17 protein-coding genes are annotated in these 21507 nt (G+C 62.5%); 6 read left to right on the top strand and 11 right to left on the bottom strand.

Annotation, left to right across the window (positions count from 1 at the left end; translation table 11 throughout):
- The first annotated feature begins 121 nt into the window (after positions 1-121).
- Entirely contained in the window at positions 122-2653 is a 2532-nt protein-coding gene (locus GKC30_RS05750; protein WP_155932974.1) for an ABC transporter ATP-binding protein/permease, read from the top strand.
- Positions 2654-2979: 326 nt separating this feature from the next.
- On the top strand, positions 2980-3309 hold the full coding sequence (locus tag GKC30_RS05745; protein ID WP_155932972.1) for a carboxymuconolactone decarboxylase family protein: 330 nt from the start codon (positions 2980-2982) through the stop codon (positions 3307-3309).
- A gap of 143 nt (positions 3310-3452) precedes the next feature.
- Here GKC30_RS05745 and GKC30_RS05740 read toward each other — a convergent pair whose 3' ends face one another.
- From GKC30_RS05740 to GKC30_RS05705, 8 genes are all read right to left on the bottom strand, one after another.
- Entirely contained in the window at positions 3453-5078 is a 1626-nt protein-coding gene (locus GKC30_RS05740) for an FmdE family protein (protein ID WP_155932970.1), read from the bottom strand.
- 472 nt (positions 5079-5550) lie between these two features.
- A complete protein-coding gene (gene dsrP, locus GKC30_RS05735) occupies positions 5551-6801 on the bottom strand; it encodes a sulfate reduction electron transfer complex DsrMKJOP subunit DsrP (RefSeq protein ID WP_155932968.1) in 1251 nt (416 codons plus the stop codon).
- A gap of 11 nt (positions 6802-6812) precedes the next feature.
- Entirely contained in the window at positions 6813-7586 is a 774-nt protein-coding gene (gene dsrO / locus GKC30_RS05730; RefSeq protein ID WP_155932966.1) for a sulfate reduction electron transfer complex DsrMKJOP subunit DsrO, read from the bottom strand.
- The gene (gene dsrJ, locus GKC30_RS05725) at positions 7586-7975 is read right to left on the bottom strand and encodes a sulfate reduction electron transfer complex DsrMKJOP subunit DsrJ (RefSeq protein WP_155932964.1); all 390 of its coding nucleotides are present in this window, start codon (positions 7973-7975) and stop codon (positions 7586-7588) included. The genes dsrO and dsrJ overlap by 1 nt, the downstream gene beginning before the upstream one ends.
- Entirely contained in the window at positions 7976-9646 is a 1671-nt protein-coding gene (dsrK, locus tag GKC30_RS05720) for a sulfate reduction electron transfer complex DsrMKJOP subunit DsrK (protein ID WP_155932962.1), read from the bottom strand. It lies immediately after the preceding gene.
- A 43-nt stretch (positions 9647-9689) separates the two neighbouring features.
- Positions 9690-10727, bottom strand: a complete 1038-nt coding sequence (gene dsrM / locus GKC30_RS05715) for a sulfate reduction electron transfer complex DsrMKJOP subunit DsrM (protein WP_155932960.1) — start codon at positions 10725-10727, stop codon at positions 9690-9692.
- Between the two features lie 209 nt (positions 10728-10936).
- Positions 10937-11452 (bottom strand): RsbRD N-terminal domain-containing protein, encoded by a 516-nt coding sequence (locus GKC30_RS05710; RefSeq protein WP_155932958.1) that lies wholly within the window; start codon positions 11450-11452, stop codon positions 10937-10939.
- 265 nt (positions 11453-11717) lie between these two features.
- Entirely contained in the window at positions 11718-14648 is a 2931-nt protein-coding gene (locus GKC30_RS05705; protein WP_231117064.1) for a sensor domain-containing diguanylate cyclase, read from the bottom strand.
- 264 nt (positions 14649-14912) lie between these two features.
- On the opposite strand from GKC30_RS05705, the gene GKC30_RS05700 reads away from it, so the two are divergent.
- The 3 genes from GKC30_RS05700 (at position 14913) to GKC30_RS05690 (ending at position 17435) form a co-directional block, all read left to right on the top strand.
- The gene (locus GKC30_RS05700) at positions 14913-15365 is read left to right on the top strand and encodes a DUF2318 domain-containing protein (RefSeq protein WP_231117063.1); all 453 of its coding nucleotides are present in this window, start codon (positions 14913-14915) and stop codon (positions 15363-15365) included.
- A 1-nt stretch (position 15366) separates the two neighbouring features.
- Positions 15367-16530, top strand: a complete 1164-nt coding sequence (locus GKC30_RS05695) for an ABC transporter permease (protein WP_155932956.1) — start codon at positions 15367-15369, stop codon at positions 16528-16530.
- Between the two features lie 242 nt (positions 16531-16772).
- On the top strand, positions 16773-17435 hold the full coding sequence (locus GKC30_RS05690) for an ABC transporter ATP-binding protein (protein ID WP_367613999.1): 663 nt from the start codon (positions 16773-16775) through the stop codon (positions 17433-17435).
- Positions 17436-17518: 83 nt separating this feature from the next.
- On the opposite strand, the gene GKC30_RS05685 is transcribed toward GKC30_RS05690, so the two are convergent.
- From GKC30_RS05685 to GKC30_RS05675, 3 genes are all read right to left on the bottom strand, one after another.
- Complete coding sequence (locus GKC30_RS05685) at positions 17519-18451, bottom strand: hypothetical protein (protein WP_155932954.1); 933 nt, start codon at positions 18449-18451, stop codon at positions 17519-17521.
- A gap of 96 nt (positions 18452-18547) precedes the next feature.
- The gene (locus GKC30_RS05680) at positions 18548-19825 is read right to left on the bottom strand and encodes a Y-family DNA polymerase (protein ID WP_155932952.1); all 1278 of its coding nucleotides are present in this window, start codon (positions 19823-19825) and stop codon (positions 18548-18550) included.
- A gap of 33 nt (positions 19826-19858) precedes the next feature.
- Complete coding sequence (locus GKC30_RS05675; RefSeq protein ID WP_155933488.1) at positions 19859-20275, bottom strand: LexA family protein; 417 nt, start codon at positions 20273-20275, stop codon at positions 19859-19861.
- Between the two features lie 431 nt (positions 20276-20706).
- On the opposite strand from GKC30_RS05675, the gene GKC30_RS05670 reads away from it, so the two are divergent.
- A complete protein-coding gene (locus GKC30_RS05670; protein ID WP_196772821.1) occupies positions 20707-21450 on the top strand; it encodes a helix-turn-helix domain-containing protein in 744 nt (247 codons plus the stop codon).
- Positions 21451-21507: the final 57 nt, after the last annotated feature.

The following is a 21507-nucleotide window of genomic DNA, read 5'->3' as shown; positions in this document are numbered from 1 at the left end:
GGGCGCGGCTGCGACCCGTCGTTCAACAAGTTATTATCGCACACTTAACGCTTGGAAAAGAACTCTTTTGGGATTATATGTTTGTGACGCACCAACTCTTCATGCACAGGGAAACCCGTCAATGCCTCATCCCAACGAAACCAAGCGAATTACCAAGACCTCCCTCTACTCCTGGGTCTTGTTTAGGAATATCCATCTCCAGCTCATCGTCATCGGCGTCATCGTGGTCACGGTGTCCATGCGTGTGCTGCCGCTTGAGATGCAAAAGAGGATCATCAACGAAGCCATCGGCATGAAGGATCTGCCCGCCCTGTACCTGTACTGCGGGCTGTACATCGGCGCGGTGACGCTGGCGGGCGTGCTCAAGTACGTCATCAACCTGATGCAGAACTACATCGGCGAGAAAACGCTGATGACCGTGCGCGAGAGGCTCTACGAGCATCTGCTCTCCCTGCCGGTCCAGTTCTACCGCCGCACCTCGCCGGGCAACGTCATCTCCTACATCATCACCGAGTTCATCCCTGTGGCCACCTTCATCGGCCAGGCCGTGGCCGTGCCCGCGGTCAACATCCTGACCTTCTTCGCAATGGCCGCATACATGATTCACCTCAATCCGGTCATCGGGCTGATCTCCATCACCCTGTACCCGCTCGAACTCATCCTCCTGCCGCGCATCCAGAAGTATTTCCGCCGGGCCAACCGGCGGCGCATCAAGCATACCCAGCGGCTCTCCGGCCTTGTGGGCGAGGCGGTAACAGGCGTCCACGAAGTCCACTCCAATGCCTCCATCCCGCTTGAGAAACAGCGCTTCAAGAAGGTTTTGCTCAAGCTCTACAAGGCCACCCTGATGCAGAACGCCCTGCGTTTCGGCATCAAGTTCGTCAACAATTTCTTCATGAGTCTCGGGCCGTTCATCCTCTTCCTCATCGGCGGTTACTACGCCATACAGGGGCATTTCGACGTTGGCGCTATTGTTGCCTTTCTCTCGGCCTATGAAAAGCTCTATGACCCGTGGAAGGAGCTGATGGAGTTCTGGCAGGTGTACCAGGACAGCTCGGTGCGCTACAAGCAGATCATGCGCGCCTTTGATCACGCCCCGGAGTTCGCCCAGGCCGTGGAGGGACGCGAGCCCTACCATCTCGACAACGATATTGAGGTGCGCGACCTTTCCTTTGTGGTGGGAGGCAACATCAAGTTGCTCGACCGCGTCTCCCTCACGGTCAAGGGCGGCGAGCATGTGGCCCTGGTCGGGTTTTCCGGCTCGGGCAAATCCACCCTGGCCCTGTGCATCGCCCAGCTCTACAAGTACACAGGCGGCAGCGTGCTGGTGGGCGGGCGCGAGGTCTCGGAACTGACCAAGCCCGACATCTCGCACAACCTCGGCATGGTCGCCCAGCATCCCTTCATCTTCGACGGCACGGTGCGCGACAACCTGCTCTACTCCTGCCGCTCGTTGTCCATGCAGGGCGGCGGCTGCACCGATTCCGGCGAGGAGCCTGACCTCGACACGCTGATCAAGCTCACCCAGCAGGTGGGGCTGTTTACCGACATACTCGCCTTTGCCCTGCGCACCCGTCTTGGCAGCGAAGAGGAAAACCCAGGACTGCGGGAGATCATCGTGGCCTCTCGCCGGGAGTTTCAGCTGGGCGAGACCGGCATGTTCGCCGATGTGGCCGAGCATATCGAGTTTTTCGATCCGGCCGCCTACAGCCGGTACATGACCGTGGCCGAAAACATCGCGTTTGGCGCACCGATCAAGGATGAATTCGACCCCGAGCACCTGCACCTGCATCCTCGGTTTATGGAATTTCTTGAAAGCCATGGCCTCATGGCCCATCTGACCGTGCTGGGCGAAACCCTGGCCCGTGTCGTTACCGACGAACTGGGGCCGGAGCCCCCCCACGAGGCGTTTGCCAAGTGCCCCATCCCCGAGGCCTATTATCCGGAATACCTCAAGGTGGCCAACCGTCTTGACTCGGGCGAACCTCTCAATGCCCTGGAAAACGGCCTTATTCTGCGCCTTGCGCTGGGCTTTGTGCCGGGACTGCACCGGCAGGTTGACCTGGACAAGGGGTTTGCCAACCGCGTGGTCAACTCCAGGCGCGACTTCGTGGCCCTGGCCGAACTGGCTTTCCCAGACGGTTTCAGCTTCTTCCAGCCAGACAGATACATCGAGAGCCTCAACATCCAGGACAACATCCTCTTTGGCCGCGTTCGCGCCGATTCCCCCGGAGCCGAAGACGAAATCAACCACCGCATCATGCAGGCCCTGATCATGCAGGGCGCACTGGAGGCCGTGGCCGAAATAGGCCTCGCCTTCGAGGTGGGCTCCATGGGCGACCGGCTTTCGGGCGGCCAGCGCCAGAAGATCGCCCTTGCCCGTACCTTTCTCAAGAACCCGCCCGTGCTCATTCTCGACGAGGCCACGGCAGCCCTGGACAACAAGTCCCAGGGCCGAGTGCAGAACATCATCACCTCCAACCTCAAGGGCAAGTCCACGGTGCTTGCCGTCATCCACCGCCTCGACATGCTGCCCCACTATGACAAGGTCGTGGTCCTCAAGGCGGGCAAGATCGTGGAGCAGGGGCCGTATCAGGAGCTGCTTGACAAGAAGGGGGCGCTGTACACCCTCATCCATGGCCGGGAGGAGTGATCTCTCCAAAGATAATGCCGACGAAAGTTCAGCATGATGGTGAAATTGTCGACGAATAAGCTGTTTCGATGGTACTAATGACAATAAAATTCATAATTGCAGGCAAAAGGCTGTTGGAATTTCACTTTACAGCGTCTGTTTTTGAGGGTAATCCCTGATCTTCCCAATCGGGACTCTCTCCCTCTCATCGATGTTCCGGCTCCGGGGGCGTTCCCCGGGGCCGGAGCATACGGCGGACAAGCGCTGCATCCCGACGACGGACAGTGCCAGCGGCTTGGCGGTCAGGTGTCGGTCGAAGCGGAGTACACCCAGACAAGGAGGCGACCATGAAGGAACCCGCAGAAAAGGCCACTGAACTCTTTCGGCAGATGAACAAGAACCGCCGTGACATTTTCAAGGCGTACCAGGGGTTCACTGCGGCCATCAAGAAAGGGAGCGCCATTGAGGACAAGTACCAGTCCCTCATCCTCATCGCCTGTTCCATTCTTTCCCAGTGCGACATGTGTATTTCCCTGCATGTGCAAAACGCCGCCTCCCACGGTGCCACCCGCGATGAAATCATCGACGCCGGCCTTCTCGCAGTCGCCATGGGCGGCTCCCCCAAAATGATGTATATGCGGTATGTCTACGAAGAGGTGGACAAGCTCTTCGAGTAACCGCCCTGTCCCCTGCCTCGTAACGAAAACGGCTGGTCCGCCCATATGGGGGGCCAGCCGTTTCCGTTGTAGGGCGGGATGGGGATGCCGGGTGAAACCTTACGGGAAGAGCCTCCGCTCTGGCTGGCGGAGGCTCTGTCGCATTATTTGCCGAAGGGGCATTTGGGGAAGGAGCAGGTTTTGCAGTTCATGCAGAAGCCGCCTTCGCCGAGACGGGCGAGCGTGCGTCGGGTGATGGTCTGGTTGGCGAGCAGCCTGGGCAGGAGTATGTCAAAGGAAGTGGTTTTGTAGAACAGGGCGCAGGCGGGAACGCCGATGATCTGGGCCGGGCCGAGCCTGCCCACCAGGGTCATGGTGCCGGGCAGCATGGGCGCTCCGTAGAGGTCGTCGCGCAGTCCCGCGTCCAGCAGGGCGGCGCGGGTGACATCGTCAGGGTCCACGGACATGCCTGCGGTGGTCACGATCAGGTCGCATCCGGCGTGGAGCATGGCCTTGGCGCTGGCGGTGATGGCTGCCTGTTCGTCGGGCACGATGTCGGTCCGGGTCACTTGGCAGCCGAGGTTGATGACTTTGGATGAGATGACAGGGATGAACTTGTCGTCAATGAGTCCCTGGAAGACTTCGGTGCCGGTCACGAGAATGCCCACCTTTGCCTGCCGCAGCGGGAGGATCTGGAGCAGTGGGTCGTGGCCCAGGGCTGCCAGGGCTCGGCTGAATCTTTCGCGGGAGATGTACAGGGGGATGGCGCGGGTTCCGGCCACGCCCTTGCCCTCGGGAATCAGGGCGCCGTCGTGCCGGGTGGCGAGCATGACATCGGGCGAGAGGTTGAAGCGCTCCAGGGCGTCGAGGTCGATGGAGAGCATGCCCGAAGCAGCGGCGTGGAAGTTGATCTTGCCTTCCTTGGGATTGGGGTCGTAGGTGATGCCGGGGCCAGCCATGCGTTTGGCAAAGGCCTTGACCGCGTCGTTTTCATGGACCCATTCGTCGCCGGGCAGGTCTTCCTGGACAAAGACGTTGTGCTTGCCGATACGTTGCAGGCGGCAGACATCCCCCGCCTCCAGGGTGTCGCCCGCGCTGGCGACCGGGCCTTTGGACTCGCCGGGCACGATGCCGGTCATGTCGTGCAGGGCCTTTTTGCCCACGGCCTGTTCCACCGGAACGGCGCGAAGCGCCGGGGCATCGTCGCGGCAGATGGCGTTTTCCATGGCAGCGTAGGGGGCCTCGCCCTGGCAGCCGCGGCAGATGGGCCCGTCGCTGGAGGGATAGGCCTCGGCGCAGACCGGGCAGACATCAATGGCCGACATGTGCCCGTGGCCCAGGTATTTGGGGTCAATGGTGATGGGACGGATGGAGCAGATGGTATCCCCTGCCGCCTTGATGTCGGCAAAGAGTTTTTCCGTGTCCTGCTCGGCCTTGGGCTTGAGTTTCATGAACCAGCCCTTGATCTCGGGCCAGTCCTCGAGTTTTTCCTGGTCGATGGCCACGCGAAACCCCTCGCCTGTGTACTTGTCGTACAGGGAGACGGCATAGCGGCCGAGGAGTTTGATCTTCATCCAGTTGTTGCCGATGCTGCACACGGTGAGCAACTGGACGGCGTCGGGCAGACATTTGCCGGATTCCACCATGGCTTCAAAGAGCGTCCCCTCTGGCAACCGGGCCTTGGCCGCCGCGACCATGTAGCCGCCGATGAGCAGGCCTGGGGCTGGGTAGCCGTGAAATTCCTTGGCTTTTTCCTTGAACTCTTCAAAGGTGTACGGGCCGATATTCATGCGATTCCCCTTGCTGGTGGTTTGGTTCCCGATTTCGGGTGGGCAGTGGTCCGGGCCGACCGGGCGTGGCGGGACGCGAGACTATGCCACGGGCGGGCGCGGGGTGCAATTCTCTGGCGCTTGTGACGGTTTGTCACAAGCTGTGCACACAGGAAGAAGAGGGCCTCGCTCCGTGTGGAGCGAGGCCCGTTTCTTCAGCCCGGCGAGGTGACGTTATGTGGCAGGGCTTTTGCGGCTGTTGGAAAACGACGATCTGCGGACGTTAAGCGACTGTAGGCGAGTCTTCGAGCCGTACAGAAAGCTTATTCAAAAAGTTCAAACCCTCGCGTACAGGAAGTACATCTCTGCTCTCATGATCCGTAAGGCTCGAAGACTCGCCAACGGCTCAAGGGCTTCGGTCTTGAACTTTTTTCGCGCCTAGCATCTCACCATTTTTGAACAGCCTCCATTTTTTGACTTAATCAACGGTCAGTTAGGCCTCTTTGCAGGTGCATTGGTCAGTGCAGCCGCACTCGGGGGTGCAGTCGCACTCGTCCTCGGTTGAGCAGCCGCAGGGCATGGCCTGGGCCTGTCCCAGCTCCTCTTTCACTTCGGTGGCGATCTTGAAGAGGATCGTGACCACCAGGGCGCCGATGGCGTAGACCATCATGGACACCAGCAGTTCCTTGGCCGTGGGCCAGTAAGGGGTGATGGTGTGGAACGGGGTCGGGTTGAAGCCGCCGATGAGCAGGCCAAGGCCCTTGTCGATCCAGGTGGCGATCACGAGGATGCCGAGCGTCCAGGGCAGCAGCTTGAAGTTGTTGCGGAACTTCGGAGTGACCAGCAGGGTGATGGACACAGCGGCCAGGCCGATGAATGTCCACATCAGGCCGACCAGTTCGGTATGTCCGTGGTAGCCTGCGAACAGGTAGACCAGCGGGTGCATATGGCCGGGCATGTTGGAGTAGAAGGCGGTGAAGACCTCAAGGGAGAAGAAGAACATGTTCACGCACATGGCGTACATGATGATCTTGACCAGGGTGGACACGGCCTTTTTGGGCATCTTGAAGGTGGTGAACTTCTCCGTGATCATCATCACCAGAAGGAGGATGGCGGGGCCGGAGCAGAAGGCGCTGGCCAGGAAGCGGGCGGCCAGGATGGCGGTGAGCCAGTAGTGGCGGCCGGGCAGACCCTGGTAGAGGAACGCCGTCACCGTATGGATGGAGAAGGCCCAGATGATGGAGGTGTAGATGAAGGGCTTGAGCCACTTGGGATGCGGCAGACGCGCGCGGTCGGCCTGGAGGCAGACCCATCCCACCAGCAGGTTCAGGCCCAGATAGCCGTTGAGCACGATCATGTCCCAGAAGAGGATGGAGTTGGGCGTGGCGTGCAGGATGACGTTGAGCATGCGGGTGGGCTGGCCGATATCCACCACGATGAAGAGCAGGCACATGATGCAGGCGGCAATGGCCATGAACTCGCCGAAGATGACCATGTGCTTGTTGGGTTTGTATCCATGGAAGTAGTTGGGCAGGACGATCATGACGCCCGAGGCGGCCAGACCGACCAGATAGGTGAACTGGGAGATGTAGAATCCCCAGGACACGTCGCGTCCCATGCCCGTGATCTTCAGGCCGTTGATCAGCTGGTCGAGCCAGGCCATGGACCCGATGCCGATCAGGACCAGGAGGAACGCGATCCAGCCGTAGTATCTTTTGGAACCTTTCAAGGCTATTTCAAGCATTCTGATTCCCCCTAGATGATGTAGTACACGCTGGGCTCGGTGCCAGCGGAGGGTTTGCGCCTGATGGTGAAGCGCTCGCGCAGGACGGCGCGGATCTCGGAGTTCGGGTCGTTGAGGTCTCCGAAGTGGATGGCGCCGTTGCTCGCCTCGACGCAGGCCGGGAGCTTGCCCACAGCCAGCCGCTCGACGCAGAAGTTGCACTTCTCAACAACCCCGCGCATGCGGGTGGGGTATTCCTTGTTGAGGGCGTCGAGGTCCAGGTGGTCGCGGGGCTCGCCCCAGTTGAAGGAGCGGGAGCCATAGGGACAGCCCGCCATGCAGTAGCGGCAGCCGATGCAGCGGTGGTAGTCCATGTCCACGATGCCGTCGGGCCGCTTGTAGGTGGCCTTGGTGGGGCAGACGCGCACACAGGGCGGGTTCTCGCAGTGGTTGCACAAAAGGGCGTATTGCCGCCGCGTGACCGCATCGGGCAGGTGGGGGTTCTCCTGCTCGGTGAACGAATGCTCGTAGATGTCCGGCCACAGCCATTTCACTTCCTGCTTGCCCTCGATGGACGGGACGTTGTGGACCGTGTGGCAGACCTTGGCCAGCTTTTCGATGTCCTTGGCCGTGTTGAGTTTGGTTGTGTCGATGACCATGGCCCACTGTTTGGCAGTGATGCCCTTGGGGTCATCCTTGATCGGGGCGCTTCCCCCCATGGCGGCGGCCATGGCCCTGGGGGCGATGCCCAGTCCCGCGGCGGCGATGCCGGCAAGCTTGATGAAGGATCGTCTGTTGTTCTTCATTACTTCAAACCCTCCGGCTGAATGTGGCAGTCCCAGCAGTAGGGGGAGACACCGGCGTCCGTGTGACACTTGTCGCAGAAGTCCGCCCTGGAGACATGGCACTTCATGCAGGTGTTCTGCAGGCTGATGGTGAATTCCTTGCCAGCGTGGTTGACATAGATGCGCTTGCCGTCGCGCAAGGCCCAGTCGCGCCAGTCGTTGAGCAGTTTCATGTGCTTCTCGCGCATGAACTCCTTGGACTCGACGCACTCCTTTTCATCGGCGGGCATCTTCAGCTCGGGCTGCTTGTAGGTCTTGGTCACGGCCGTGCCCACCACGAAGGGCGCACACAGCGCTCCGACGAAGATGACCAGGCCTGCAATGATGGGTGCTCCGTAGTGCATTTTCATTTATGCCTCCTCCGTGTTCGGGGGGGTCCAGTCGTCGTCCTCGTCCTCGAAACCGGGCAGCGGCTCCTGGCGCAGATCCATGGTCCGTTTTTCGCCTTCCTCGAAGACCAGGGCGTTGGCCACAAGCTCATGGGTGCCGGTGATCTGGACGCCGGGCGCCCAGTAGTCGGCCAGGGGAATGAGGGTGGCCCGGTCGATGGCGCAGATGCAGGCCATGGTGTTGACCCCGTGCCTGTCCTGCACATGCCTGAGGGCGTTGCCCCGGGGCAGACCACCGCGCAGGCGGATTTCAAGGATTTCCTCGGTGTTCAGGCCCGAGCCGCCGGCGCAGCAGAAGGTCTGCTCCCGGGTGGTGCCTTCGGGCATCTCGAAGAAGTTGTTGCACACGGCCTTGATCACGTAGCGCGGCTCCTCCAGCAGACCCATTCCCCGGGCGGGGTTGCACGAGTCGTGGAAGGTGACGCGCAGGTGGTCGTTGCGGGTGGGGTCGAGCTTGAGCTTGCCGTGCTTGATGAGGTCGGCGGTGAACTCGACGATGTGGAGCATCTTGGTGGCTGCCGCGGTGTCGAACACGGTGCCGGTGACGGGCGACTTGGGCGTGGTCATCTGGGGGCCCTGGGTGTCGCCGTTCATGGTGTCCATGTACTGGTGCACCACGCGCCACATGTGGCCGCACTCGCCGCCGAGGATCCATTTGCAGCCGAGGCGGTTGGCCTCGTGATACATCTTGGCGTTGAGCTTCTTCATGACCTCGTTGTTGGTGAACGAGCCGAAGTTGCCGCCCTCCGAGGCGTAGGTGGACATGGTGTAGTCCAGGTCCAGGTAGTCGAAGAGCATCAGGTAGCCCATGAAGGTGTAGATGCCCGGATCGGCGAACACGTCGCCCGAAGGGGTGATGAAGAGGATCTCGTGGCCGTGCTCGTTGAGCGGGGCCTTGACCCGGCGGCCGGTGATCTCTTCGATGTCGTCCACCATGAAGTCCACGATGTCCTTGAAGGCGTGGGGCTGGATGCCGAGGTGGTTGCCGGTGATGTTGCAGTTGGTGACCGGCTCCATGATCCAGTTGGTATTCAGGCCGACCAGGTGCATCAGCTCGCGGGCCATCATGGTCATTTCGGCGGTGTCGATGCCGTAGGGACAGTACAGCGAGCAGCGGCGGCACTGGGTGCACTGGTAGAAGTAGATGAACCACTCCTTGAGCACATCCTCTTCCATGACCCGGGAGCCGGTCAGCTGGGAGAGGATCTTGCCCGCCAGGGTGAACTCGCCGCGATAGACCGAGCGCATCAGCTCGGCCCGCAGCACGGGCATGTTCTTGGGATCGCCGGAGCCGATGAAGAAGTGGCACTTGTCGGCACAGGCGCCGCAGCGCACGCAGATGTCCATGAATAGCTTGAGGGTGCGGAACTTCTCAAGGCGCTCGCGGAAACCGTTGACCACGGTTTCCCTCCAGTTGGGGGGCAGCTTCCAGTCGGCATCGCCCGGCGACCATTCGCGGGCCTTTCCCCACAGGCCGGGGAGCTTGGACTCGATGTACTCGATTTTCTCCGGCTTGGCGGGGTAGCACCAGTTGCCCGGCGAGAAGTTCACCGGGGTTTCCATCCAGCCCGTGAGGGGTGGCGTGTAGTCTATGCTCTTGAAGAGCTCGTCAGCTTTGGGCATGTCGGACATATTCTTCTCTCCTAGATAAAGAGGTCTCGCCTGTTGGTGAACCCTAGGCCTTTTCCTCGGCGCCCGCGTTTTCGGGATTGTCCAGAGGCAGGCCCGCCTCGGCCATGAACGGGCCGAACTGCTTCTCGTAGTCGGCGTAGGAGTGGGCCTTGATGTTGGGGTCGTTCCAGGGGTTCACATGGTGCTTGGTCCGTGTGTCGTTGGGCAGGTTCCTGGTGGGCGAGAGGAAGACGCCCGGCAGGTGCATCAGCTTGCTGAAGGGGAAGTAGACCATGAGCACGCTGACCAGGAAGACGTGGACGAAGAAGGAGACATCAATGGTTTCCGGGATGTGGTAGTTAAAGGTCACAAGCCCCATGGTCAGTTCCTTGATGGCGATGACATCGACCATGGCGAAGTAGCGCATGTAGATGCCCGACAGGGCGATAGCCAGAATCAGGAACAGGGGAAAGTAGTCGGAAACGTAGGAGATGTAGTTGATCTTCGGGTTGACGAGGCGTCTGCCCAGGAGCAGGAGTACGCCGGCCACCAGCCCGATGTCGGCCAGATACATGGTGGGTGCGCCGATCTGCAGCAGACCGTCCACGAACTCCAGGCCGTTGACGAAGAACGGGACTGGCTCAAGGAAGAGCCTCAGGTGCCGCAGGGCGACGATGAAAAAGGAGTAATGGAAGGTGATGGCAAAGACCCAGAGCCACTTGCTCGACTTGTAGGCCACCACCGGGCCGTCCTTGGTCTCGTGCAACGATGCCGCGGTGTTGCGGAACAGGGACCGGAAGGCGAAAACTTCGAGGACCATGCGCACAAAGGTCTGGGCGCCGGTCTGCGGACAGTCGTACTTGTTCTGCTTGAACAGCACGGGGTCGAAGGACTTGAACTGACCGCCGGTTGTGGGGATGCGGAACGGCACTGCGCTCCGGCCCCAGTTGACGACTTTATAGATAAAGCCGAGCAGGAAGATGATGAACGCCGTGATCGGGATGCAGACACCGAAGAATGTCTTCATGTGTGCAGCATCAACCCCGAACAACGGGATCAACACCAGGAGAAAGACGAACAGAAGTGAGTAAAGAGCATTCATCTACCGTCACCTCGCTTGAAGGTTGGACCGGCCGGGACACTCCCGGATGGCCTGCCACATTCGGCCCGCGCCGTCGGCGGAGATGATGGATGGCGGTCTGCGGATAACGCGATGGCCGCCGCGCCCTTGGGCGCATGCCTGCCTTCGACGCGGTCAACCGGAACCCCCCAATGCCAACCACAACCCCGCGGCGCGTCCTGATCGGCCGACTAGTCGGCCGTAACGTCCACTATCATGCCGGCTTTCCTGAGCAGACTGCTCTGGGCGCGTTTCACCTCGTCAACGCGCAGCCGGTACATGGTCTCGCGACCCTTTGCGTAGATGTCAAACGACATCATGGCCAGGTTGTCCACCTTGGCCTCGAACCTGAGCAGTTCGTCGAGCCTGCCTCCGGCCTGCATGGGCTTGAAGAACTCCTCTCGCAGCAGCTTCTTGAGCAAGAAGACGAAGCTGACCGCCTGGGAGGGCGAAAAGTCCTGTACGGACCGGATGCGGATGAGCTTGTCCAGGCTGGACGCGATCTTTTCCGCGTCCTCCCATTGGAGGGTAAGATCGAACAGCTCCCGGGTCGCATCAATGATGGCGGCCCCCACCGGGTTCTGGAAACGATCCTTTTGTCGGCCCCAGATTTTCCGGGTCTCCGCAGGGTAGGACCCGAGAACCAGGTCCGCCCATTTTTCCGACAATTCGGCCTTCCGTTCGGCCAGCTCGGATTCAAACCGCATCTACGCTCTCTTCAAGGCCAATGAAATCAGGTGCATCCCGGAAGCTTCCCTTCCGGGGGGCACGCAATTTCCCAAGCCGGGCTTGAGTATGTTGTGAAAAAGGTCACTTAAAGCTCCCAACCATATTCCAAACCCCTTGGGAAACGTCAAGGTTTTTTCCAGGAAAACCCGGCTTGTGAGCTTGCGTGGGCAGTGTGGCACGGCTTTGGTAGCCAGGGCGCAACGTCTTGTGCTGTCTCGGTTTTCGAGTCCAAGGCGGGTCGGGTCAGCCGGTTTCCACCCGGTTGCGGCCCATGCGCTTGGCCCGATAGAGGGCCTCGTCGGCCCGGTTGACGGTGTCTTCGATGACGCGGTCCTTGTTCTTGAGCGCTGCGATGCCGATGCTCACGGTGAAGTTGACCGCCTTGTCGCGCAGGCGCACCGTGAGTCCGGCCAGATCCTCGCGCAGACGCTGGGCCACCCGTCGGCCGTTTTCCAGGTCGGTTTCCGGCAGGACGATGGCGAACTCCTCCCCGCCCAGCCGTCCGAAGATGTCCGTGTCGCGCAGGGAGGCGCGGACCAGGGCCGAGAGGGCCTTGAGCACCGCATCCCCGGTCTGGTGGCCGTGGGTGTCGTTGATGGATTTGAAGTAGTCGATGTCGAGCATGATCACGCTCAGGGCGTGGCCGTAGCGCCTGGCCCTGCGCAGCTCCTGCTCCGCCAGCCGGAAAAACTCGTGACGGTTGCCCGCGCCGGTCAGGGCGTCGGTGGTGGCCAGCCGTTTCATCTCGCGTTCCAGGCGCGCCCGCTCGGTGATGTCGTGGACCACCGAGTAGATGAGCTGGTTGCCCTGGACCATGATGGGGCCGGAGTAGACCTCCACATCGCGTTCCTCGCCGTTTGCCAGCCTGTGGCGGTGGATGAAATAGGGCCGCCTTTCGCGCCGGGAGTCCACCATCTCCTTGAAGATGGCTTTTTCGTCCTGGGCGTTGATGTCGGAGAGGGACATGGCGCGCAGCGTCTCGGCCGGGTGGCCGTAGAACAGGACCGCGGCAGGATTGGCGTCCACGATGCGCCCTGTCCTGGGGTCCATGAGGAGCATGACCGCGTGGTTGTTCTCAAACAGGGCGCGGTACTGCTTTTCGCGTTCGTGCAGCTGGCGGTCGGCCTCAATGCGCTTGGTGATGTCGCGGAAGGTGCCTTCCTTGCCCACGGGCCTGCCTGATTCGTCGTGCACCAGGTTGGCGCTGGCCTCGACGATGATCTGCGTGCCGTCCTTGCGCCGGGCGGTGAGCTGGTGGCCCCTGGCCGAGCCGGTGGCCTCCAGGGCCAGGATGAATCTGGCGCGTTCATTGTCATCCACATAGTGACCGCCCATGCTCCGGCCCACCAGCTCGGATTCCGAGTAGCCCAGCAGGGCGCAGGTGGCGGGGTTGACCATCCTGACGGTGCCGTCCATGTCGGTGACGATGTAGCCGTCCTCAATGGTCTCGAAGATGCGGCGGAACTTTTCCTCGCTGCGTTTGATCCGCTGCTCGGCCTCCTTGCGGTTGCTGATGTCGCGGACCACGCTGACCGTGCCCAGCTCGGAGCCGTCGTCGCCGAGGATGCGCGAGACCGAGTTCTCGGTAGGAAATTCGCTGCCGTCCTTGCGGCGCATGACGTACTCCAGGTGGGTCTGTCCCTGGGCCTCCAGCCCGGCCAGAACGCGGCGCTCGAACTCCCTGAAGCTGTCGCGGCCGGTGTGCAGGATCGCCACGGACGCGCCTTCCAGCTCCTCTTCGGTCATCTGGAACATGTTCCGCGCCGCCGGGTTGGCATCAAGGATGCGGGCGTCGGGTGTGAGGATGAAGACCGCCTCGCCCAGGGAGACAAAGGTGCTGCGCAGCCACAGCTCCTTTTGGGCCAGGGCCTGCTCGGCAGCGCGTTGTTCCGTGATGTCCGTGCCCGAGGAGAGGATGCCCGAGGGTGTCCCGGTCTCGTCGGTCAGCAGCTGGTTTTTCCAGGTGATGAGCCGGTGCTCTCCGGTGCGGGTGGTCACGTAGTTGGTGTATTGCGCATCCAGGTCCGCATCGCCGCAGTTGATGCAGTAGAAGTAGTCCCTGGTCTCGTCGCGCTGCTCCTCGGGCACGATCAGGTCCAGCCAGTTGTGGCCGATGATCTCGTCCTCCGCATAGCCCAGGGTGGCGCAGCCCGCCCTGTTGATGAGGGTGACGTTCCCGACCGTGTCCAGAACCACGACGATGGAGCCGACGATGTCCAGATAGTGGGCGGCCCGCTCGTGTTCCCGGGCAAGCTGCCGCTCCATGGCTGTCCGTTCGGTGATGTCCTCCAGGGTGACGATGGAGCGGGGAGCCCCGCCCGGACCCTCGTCCATGCGCGAGATGGCCACACTGAACCGGCGGACCCCGTCCGGTGTTTCGCCAGAGGCGTCGAAACGGCACGCCCTGCGGCCTGGTTCCAGCGGGCAGGCCCGCTCCAGGGCGTCGGCCAGCCAGGGGAGCCTGCGGCGCAGCGATGCTCCGGCACCTTGGCAGGGTTTGTCCGGGAGGCCGTCACGGCCGGTTTGCCCGGTCCGGCGCTCAATGCCCGTCAGCCGGGCAGCAGCGCGATTCATGGTCTCGGCGTTGAGATCGTCGTCAAGGAGGAACACGGGCGTGTCCAGGCTCTCGAACATGGTCAGGAACAGGTTCTTTTCCGCGTTCAGGTCGCGGCATTGCTCCTGCGTGGCGGCCAGACGCTTGCTGGGGGCTTCGGTTTCGGTCCATTCGGCGCATAGGGCCAATTCCACGCCGTCGAAGAAGCGCTCGGTCAGGGCGCGATACGTTTTTGCCTCTTCAGGGTCGAGGGGTGCGGCCGTCTGCCCTTCCGCAAGGGCGAGGAAGGCGCGGCGGCACTCTTTGAGAAGGCGCAGACACGCGACCGGGGTGGCGCCGTGCATTCGTTGACGGTGCGCCTCGGCCGCCGCATAGGCCGAGACGGGATCGTCGCCCGGGAGGCTGTCATCGGGAAGACCGTCCCAGTCAGGACCGTGGCGTTCCAGGGTGGCGACCAGGGCGGCCGAGAGCCCGGCCACAGAAAGCGGCAACATCCCGGCCCCGGCTTTGGCCCAAAGATCCCCCCCCTGTCGCCCTGCGAGGGCAACGAGCCGCTCCCCGCCTGATGCGAGAAAGGCCGAGATGCGCTCGGTGCGGGGCGGGTCGGAGTGGTGTGCCATGGTAGTCGATCATACCGGAAATGGCGGCGGGATCAAGCCATGGGAGCCAGGATTCTTTGTTGACATGTGCAGATGAGGGCATACAGATGTGCGGCATTTTGCGCATAGCGGGATGCTCCCGCGCCGCAGGAATCTCCAAGCTGCGCCAATGACAGCTGTTTTTCCGTGGCACGGGTCGTGCAAGATTCCCTTTTGGTCTTGCCAGATGCCGCCATATTTTCATACCATGGCGGTATGAAATCAACCCTGAGAGGAGTGCAGGAAATGAAACGCATGTTACCCGGCCTGGCCCTGGCCGCCTGTCTGCTGGCCTTCGCCAGCACGGCCCATGCCTTGTTCGGCTTTGGCGGCAAGTTCAAGGCTGTGCAGGCGAGCGGCGGGGTGGTGAGCATCCCCCTCTCCGAGGTGAGCGACGGCAAGGCGCACTATTATGTGTTCAAACGAGACGGTTTTGCGGTGAAGTTTTTTCTGCTGCAAAGTCCCGACGGGATGATCCGGGCGGCCTTTGACGCCTGCGACGAGTGCTTTCGCGAGAAAAAGGGCTATGTGCAGGACGGCGAGTTCATGGTCTGCGTCAATTGCAGCCAGCGCTTCCACGCCTCGCGCATCAACGAGGTCAGGGGCGGGTGCAATCCTTCGCCCCTGGAGCGGACCATCGGGCCGGACTCGGTGACCATTCGCGAGCGCGACATCATGGCCGGGCGGGGGTATTTCTGAGATGACCATGCTCGTCATCCCCTTGCGCAACCTGCGCATGAAGTGGGCCCGCTCGCTGCTCCTGCTGCTGGTCTTCACCCTCGGGGTGGCCTCCATCGTGGCTCTCAATCTGGTCTCTGGCGTGGTGGGCGAGTCTCTTGAAAAGAAGCTGGTGGCTTACGGAGCCAACATCATTGTCATGCCCCGCACCGAGAAGCTCACGGTGAGCTACGGCGGATTCTCCATGGGCGACATGCTCCTCGGCGTCAGCGACCTGGACGAGGCCGGAACCATGCAACGGATCGCCTCCATCCATCACGGCAGCCGCGTTTCGGCCATCGCGCCCAAGTTGGTGTCCATGACACGGGTGGACGGCACGGCAGTGGGCGTCATCGGCGTACGCTGGGAGCGCGAGATGGCCATCAAGGGATACTGGTCCGTTGACGGGGAGTTTCCCGGCCGGGAGGACGGTGTGCTGGCCGGGTCGCGGGCTGCCGAAAGCCTTGGATTGGCTCCGGGCGACACCCTGACCCTGGGGTCGCGCTCGGCAGTGGTCACCGGGGTGCTCCGGCCCACTGGCGGGGACGACGATTCCGTGCTTTTCGCGAACATGGGCTTTACCCAGGAGGCCTTTGGCCGCCCTGGCCGGGCCGACTATGTGGAGGTGGCGGCCCTGTGCGCCGGGTGCCCCATCGAGGAGATCGTCCTCCAGATCGCCGAGGCCCTGCCAGGGGCCGAGGTCCAGGCGCTGCAATCCGTTGTCCGGCAGCGTATGTATTCGGTGGATTTCGTGCAGCGGCTCATCCTCTCGGTCAGCCTGATAATCCTGCTCATCGCCTGCGCCATGGTCGGCGCGACCATGCTCTCGAGCGTCAACGAGCGCATCCGGGAGATCGGTCTGTTGCGTTCGCTGGGTTTTTCGCGGCCCGGCGTCTTTGCCATTTTCAGCTTCGAGGCCGTGGTCCTGGGCGCGGCAGCCGGATGCCTGGGCTATGTGGCGGGGCATGCCTTGAGCCTGCGCGTCATCGGTGCCCTGGACATCACCGAGGGGGCCATCCTGGAATTCAGCGCGGCCGGGCTGGCCCTGACCTGCCTGCTCATCGTGGCCGTGTCGGTCCTTTCCGCATTCTTTCCGGCCTGGAAGGCATCGTCCGTGGAGCCGTCAGAGGCCCTTATCTCGCTTTAGGAGGCTGTTGAAACATGGCGACCTGCGTCGTTGCTTCAAAGAGATCACAAGTCCACAGGACAGCGGGTTCGGATGTCTGCTCCCGCCGACGCCCCGCAGGGGTGCGCCCCTGGATAGGGCGAATCAAACCCTCGCGTACAGGAAGTGCGCTTCGGCCTGGATCATTTTTCGCGCCTGGCATCTCGCCATGTTTGAACAGCCTCCAGATTTTGACTTATTCAACGGCCATTGAGGAGTAGCCAGTGCTTGAAGCCAGCAACATCGTCAAGACCTTCCGCAGCCGGGGCGTGAAAAGCCCGGCCCTGGCCGGGGCAAGCCTGAACGTGGCCCAGGGCGAGTTCGTGGCCATTGTCGGCCGCTCAGGTTCCGGCAAAACCACCTTCCTGAACATTCTCTCCACGTTGCTCGCCCCGGATGCGGGCCGGTTGCGCTACCAGGGCGAGGACATCACCACCCTGCCCCCCGCCCGGCTCAACCTGCTCCGGCGCAGGGACTTCGCCATGGTCTTCCAGTTCCACTATCTGCTGCCCTGTCTGACTGCGCGCGAGAACGTGCTGCTGCCGTTTCTCCACTCCCTGGCCCCGGTTTCGGCCGAGGTGCGCCGCCGGGCCGACGCCTGTCTCGACCGGGTGGGGCTGGGCGGCAAGGGCGGGAAGCTGCCCGGCCACCTCTCGGGCGGCGAGCAGCAGCGCGTGGCCATCGCCCGCGCCCTGGTCAAGCGCTCGGCCGTGCTCTTTGCCGACGAGCCCACCGGCAACCTGGACCGGGCCACGGGCGAATCGGTCATGGATCTCCTGGCCGACCTGGGCACCGACGGACTGTCCGTGGTCATGGTCACCCACGACGAGGCCCATGCGGCCCGCGCCCACCGGACCGTCCGCATGGCTGACGGGGCCATGGCCTAAGCCGGGAGCCGGGCGCAGCAGAGCCCCGCTCCTCATCAGAGGTGCGGGGCCGCGGCTTTTTCATGTCGATCGGTCGCGGGTGTCTATCGCGACTGCTTCAGTTCTTCCGGCGTCAGATCCCGGGCTTCGATGACATACCTTGTGACTGCTGCGGGCTCCGTTGCGCCCGGGCTCCTCGGGGCGAGGGCGATTCCCCGGGCCGGGGAGGAGCCTCCGGCAGACAGGGCGACCTCTGCTATCACCACCTCCGCACCTCGGGCGGTGTCCTCGGGGGTGGTCGCGGTCCGCATCGTGATCTGGGAAGTCACTCCGCCAACCCCGGCCCAGACAGCGTCTCCAGCCCCCTCAGGGGCTTGGGTGATGGTCAGCTTCCTCATGGAGTAGCCGATGAACCGGGGGGCATCAAAGATCAGGGTGCCTTCTTTGGTTCTGTCGGCCTTTGCCTCAAGCTTTCCGGCGACCTTGTCGAGTTCGGTACCCAGCTTGACCGAGGCCCCGGAACTGTCCTTGAACGTGTATTCCATTCCATCGACCAGGAGCAGGGAGGAGATGTAGTATTGTTCGTTCATTATCAGGTTTTGCGCGGGCTTGCTGAGTGCGGGCAGGAGGCTGCTCATCAGGTTGTCCAAGGTGAGGATGTAAAGCTTCGGGTTGCGGAAGGTCACGCTGTACGAGCTTGCGCCCATGCGCTTGAGGGTGGCCGCATTGTCTCCGATGTAGGTGGCGCTGGCGTCCAGGGCATACGACTTGCTGAGGGAGGCGGAAGGCAGGGATGCTTCCTTTTCGGCGTCTTTCATGATCGCCTTGATGACTTTTGCGTCGATGCTGCTGGCCGAGGTGATGGGATCGTTCAGGTTGGGGCTCATATAGATTTCGCCCAGTGTCATGCCGGTGCGCGGCGGCTTGACCACGCTCATGTTGTATTCGCTCAGGATTGTTTGCACCGGGTCCTTTGCGGCGCATGCCGAAAGGGTCAGGGCCACAAGACACAGAAGGCCGAGCATGGCTCGCTGCATGGCTTGCCTCCAAGATAGGGTTGTGCTGACTTTGTCTCAGAATGCCTGTCGGCTGATATTTGTCAACGGGAATTGCATAAAACTTCGTCTCCCTGGTCACGCTCGCGCCACGGGTAGTTCTGTCCAGGCCGTGGTGTAACGCGGGGAGCGCATGTCGCGGCGCATGTGCCAGGCCGCGTCGGGTCGGCCCACGGCGGCAAAGGTGACGGTGTCGCGGCCCCAGCGGGCGTTTAAGTCGTCCACGATTTGCATTGTCGGGACATGGGTCGGGGTGTCCTGGGGCGGCAGGTCGAGCAGACTGAGCCAGCGGCCGTTCACCGGCTCCAGGCCCGAGAGCATGATCCCGCATTTCTTGAACTCGAAGCCCTCCTTGTGGATGCGCTCCAACCCGGCGTGAGCCGCCCGGATCAGGGTGGGCGTGTGGGCCGTGGCCACGGCCAGGGGCACGGAGGCGCTGTCGTTGTGCTGGGGCAGGCCGGGGCGGAAGGGGTTGGTACGTAGAAAGACATGCACACAGGCGGCCACCGCTCGCAGACGGCGCAGTTTTTCGGCCGCTCGGACCATGTGCAGGGCCGTGGCCTCGCGCAGATCCTCCAGGCTGGACACCGGCCTCCCGAAGGAGCGCGAGGAAACGATGGTCTTGCGGGCGGCAGGGCCGTCGGCCAGGGTATGGCAGGGCTGGCCGCGCAGCTCCAGCAGGGTGTGCAGTCCGGTCACGCTCATCTTCCTGCGCACCCAGACCGGGTCCATGTCACGAAAGGCAAGGGCGTCGCCCACGCCATACCGGACCAGTCGTGCCGCGTGGCGGCGGCCGATGCCCCAGACAGCGTCGATGGGCGTATGGCGCAGCAGCCGGTCCGGGTCCGGGCTGGCCGCGAAGTCGAAGACCCCGCGCAGACGGGGGTGCCCCTTGGCGAGGCGGTTTGCCAGCTTGGCCAGGGTCTTGGTGGGGCCGATGCCGATGGAGATGGGGATGCCGGTCCATGCCTCCACCGTGGCCTTGAGCCGACGGGAAAAGGCGTCGGCACCGCCGGGTACGCCAGTCAGGTCGGCAAAGGCCTCGTCGATGGAATAGACCGCCACCGCCGGGCAGAAACGGGCCAGCACGCCCATGACCCGGGCCGACATGTCGCCATAGAGCGCGTAGTTGGAGGAGAAGACCGTCACACCGTGACGGCGTAGCAGCCCGCGGCATTTGAAATACGGGGTGCCCATGGGGATGCCCAGGGCCTTGGCCTCGGCCGAGCGGGCTATGACGCAGCCGTCGTTGTTGGAAAGGACCACCACGGGGCGGTCGCGCAGGTCGGGCCGGAAGAGCCGTTCGCAGGAGGCGTAGAAGTTGTTGCAGTCGATGAGGGCGTAGCGCGGGGGCATGATCTGCTCCGAAAGTCTCGACGGGGCGCGGGTTCACAGCGCATGGAGCACATGCCGGACCACGCCCCATATCTCGAAATCCGTGTCCGGGGTGATGGGAGTGGGCGCGTAGTCCGGGTTTTCCGGGGCCAGCTCCATGCCCGTGGCCGTGCTGCGCAGCCGTTTGACCGTGAATTCGCCGTTGATGCGGGCGATGACCACATGGCCCGGACGGGCCGCGAGGGAGCGGTCCACCACCAGGATGTCGCCGTGGTGGATGCCTGCGCCGGTCATGGAGTCCCCGGCCACGCGTACGAAGAAGGTGGCCTCGGGCCGTGGCGCAAGATATTCGTTGAGGTCCAGAGACCTCTCCATGTAGTCTTCGGCGGGCGAGGGAAACCCGGCCGCAACCGCCTCTCCGGCCAGGGGCAGCGGCCTTGAAGGGGATGTCCGCGGCAGGGGGGGCGACATGGGGAAGCCCAGACGCTCATACCCTTCAATGAGGGGAAAGACAGGCATACACACTCCGATGTTGTCAATTTTTGAAAAACAATTTCAGCGAAAATCGGGACAAATGTCAACCTAATTAAAACTTTTTGTGCCAAATCGCTGTAATGATTGGGGGTGGTTGTCGAAGATGGCTGATTTAAGCAAGGTAGGGCGGGATGGTGTCTATGTCGATGATGGCGGTTTCGCATTCCTGTTTCGATTCCTTGTCCCGGGCGGCGGATGCCGTGCCGGGGCTGCGCATTGATTTTGCCCAGCTTGAAGGGGGGCAGTGCGGGATCGAGGTCTTCTCGGCTTTGCACGGACCCTTTCGCCTTATCCAGTGGCGCGTCGAAAAGAGGGTTCATCATCTTGGGGTGGCGCCCCTTGGCCGGGTAGGCCTCGCCGTCCATGCCGTGCAGAACTTGACCTTGAACTCCCATGGCGAGCTGTTTGACGAGAATGCCATCGTTCTGACCCCGGGAGGCTGCGCCATTGACAGCGTCGCCCCGGACGAGACCAATCTCTTTGGTCTTTCCGTGGAGGAGGGTGCGTTTGCAAACATGGTCAAGGCTTCGGGCTGCCCGGTGGCGCTCCCGAACCAGGGGCCGATCCGGCTGCTGTCCCCGTCCCCTGAAGCCATGGGCCGGTTGCGTTCCGCCTTGTGGGAGCTTCGCGAGACGGCCCTGAACGGCCGGAGCGGAGGCCCTGCGTGGGAGGCCGTTGCAGGGAGCCTCGCCGCCTGCCTTGCCTCCCTTGATGGTCCGGGGCGGATGCCCGAGGAGTCCCGCCGTCGGCGCGTTGTCCGCCGCAGTCTGGGCTACATTGGGGAAAACCTGGCCTCGCCTCTGAAACTTTCGGACATCTGTCGTATCGTGGGCGTGAGTGAACGGACGCTGATCTACGCCTTCAAGGAGCACCTGGGGCTCACGCCCAAAGCCTACTTGAACATCTGCCGCCTGAACATGGTCAGGCGCGAGATGGAGTGCGGCCGGGCCACCTCCATCACCGATGCGGCCACCCGCTGGGGATTTTGGCACATGGGTCAGTTCTCGGCCGACTACAAGCGTTTTTACGGGGAACTGCCCTCGCGCACTCTGGCCAGGGTGCGCGGCAGGTTGCCCGGTCCGGATCAGGGCCGTCGGTTCTCCACCCCTTGACTCGGCTGCGCAAAACAGGGATAGACCGTCGAGAATTCCCCAATGTCTCACCACAGG

Source organism: Pseudodesulfovibrio alkaliphilus, from assembly GCF_009729555.1.
Lineage (GTDB): Bacteria > Desulfobacterota > Desulfovibrionia > Desulfovibrionales > Desulfovibrionaceae > Pseudodesulfovibrio > Pseudodesulfovibrio alkaliphilus.
This window is presented reverse-complemented; position numbering and strand designations above follow the sequence as displayed.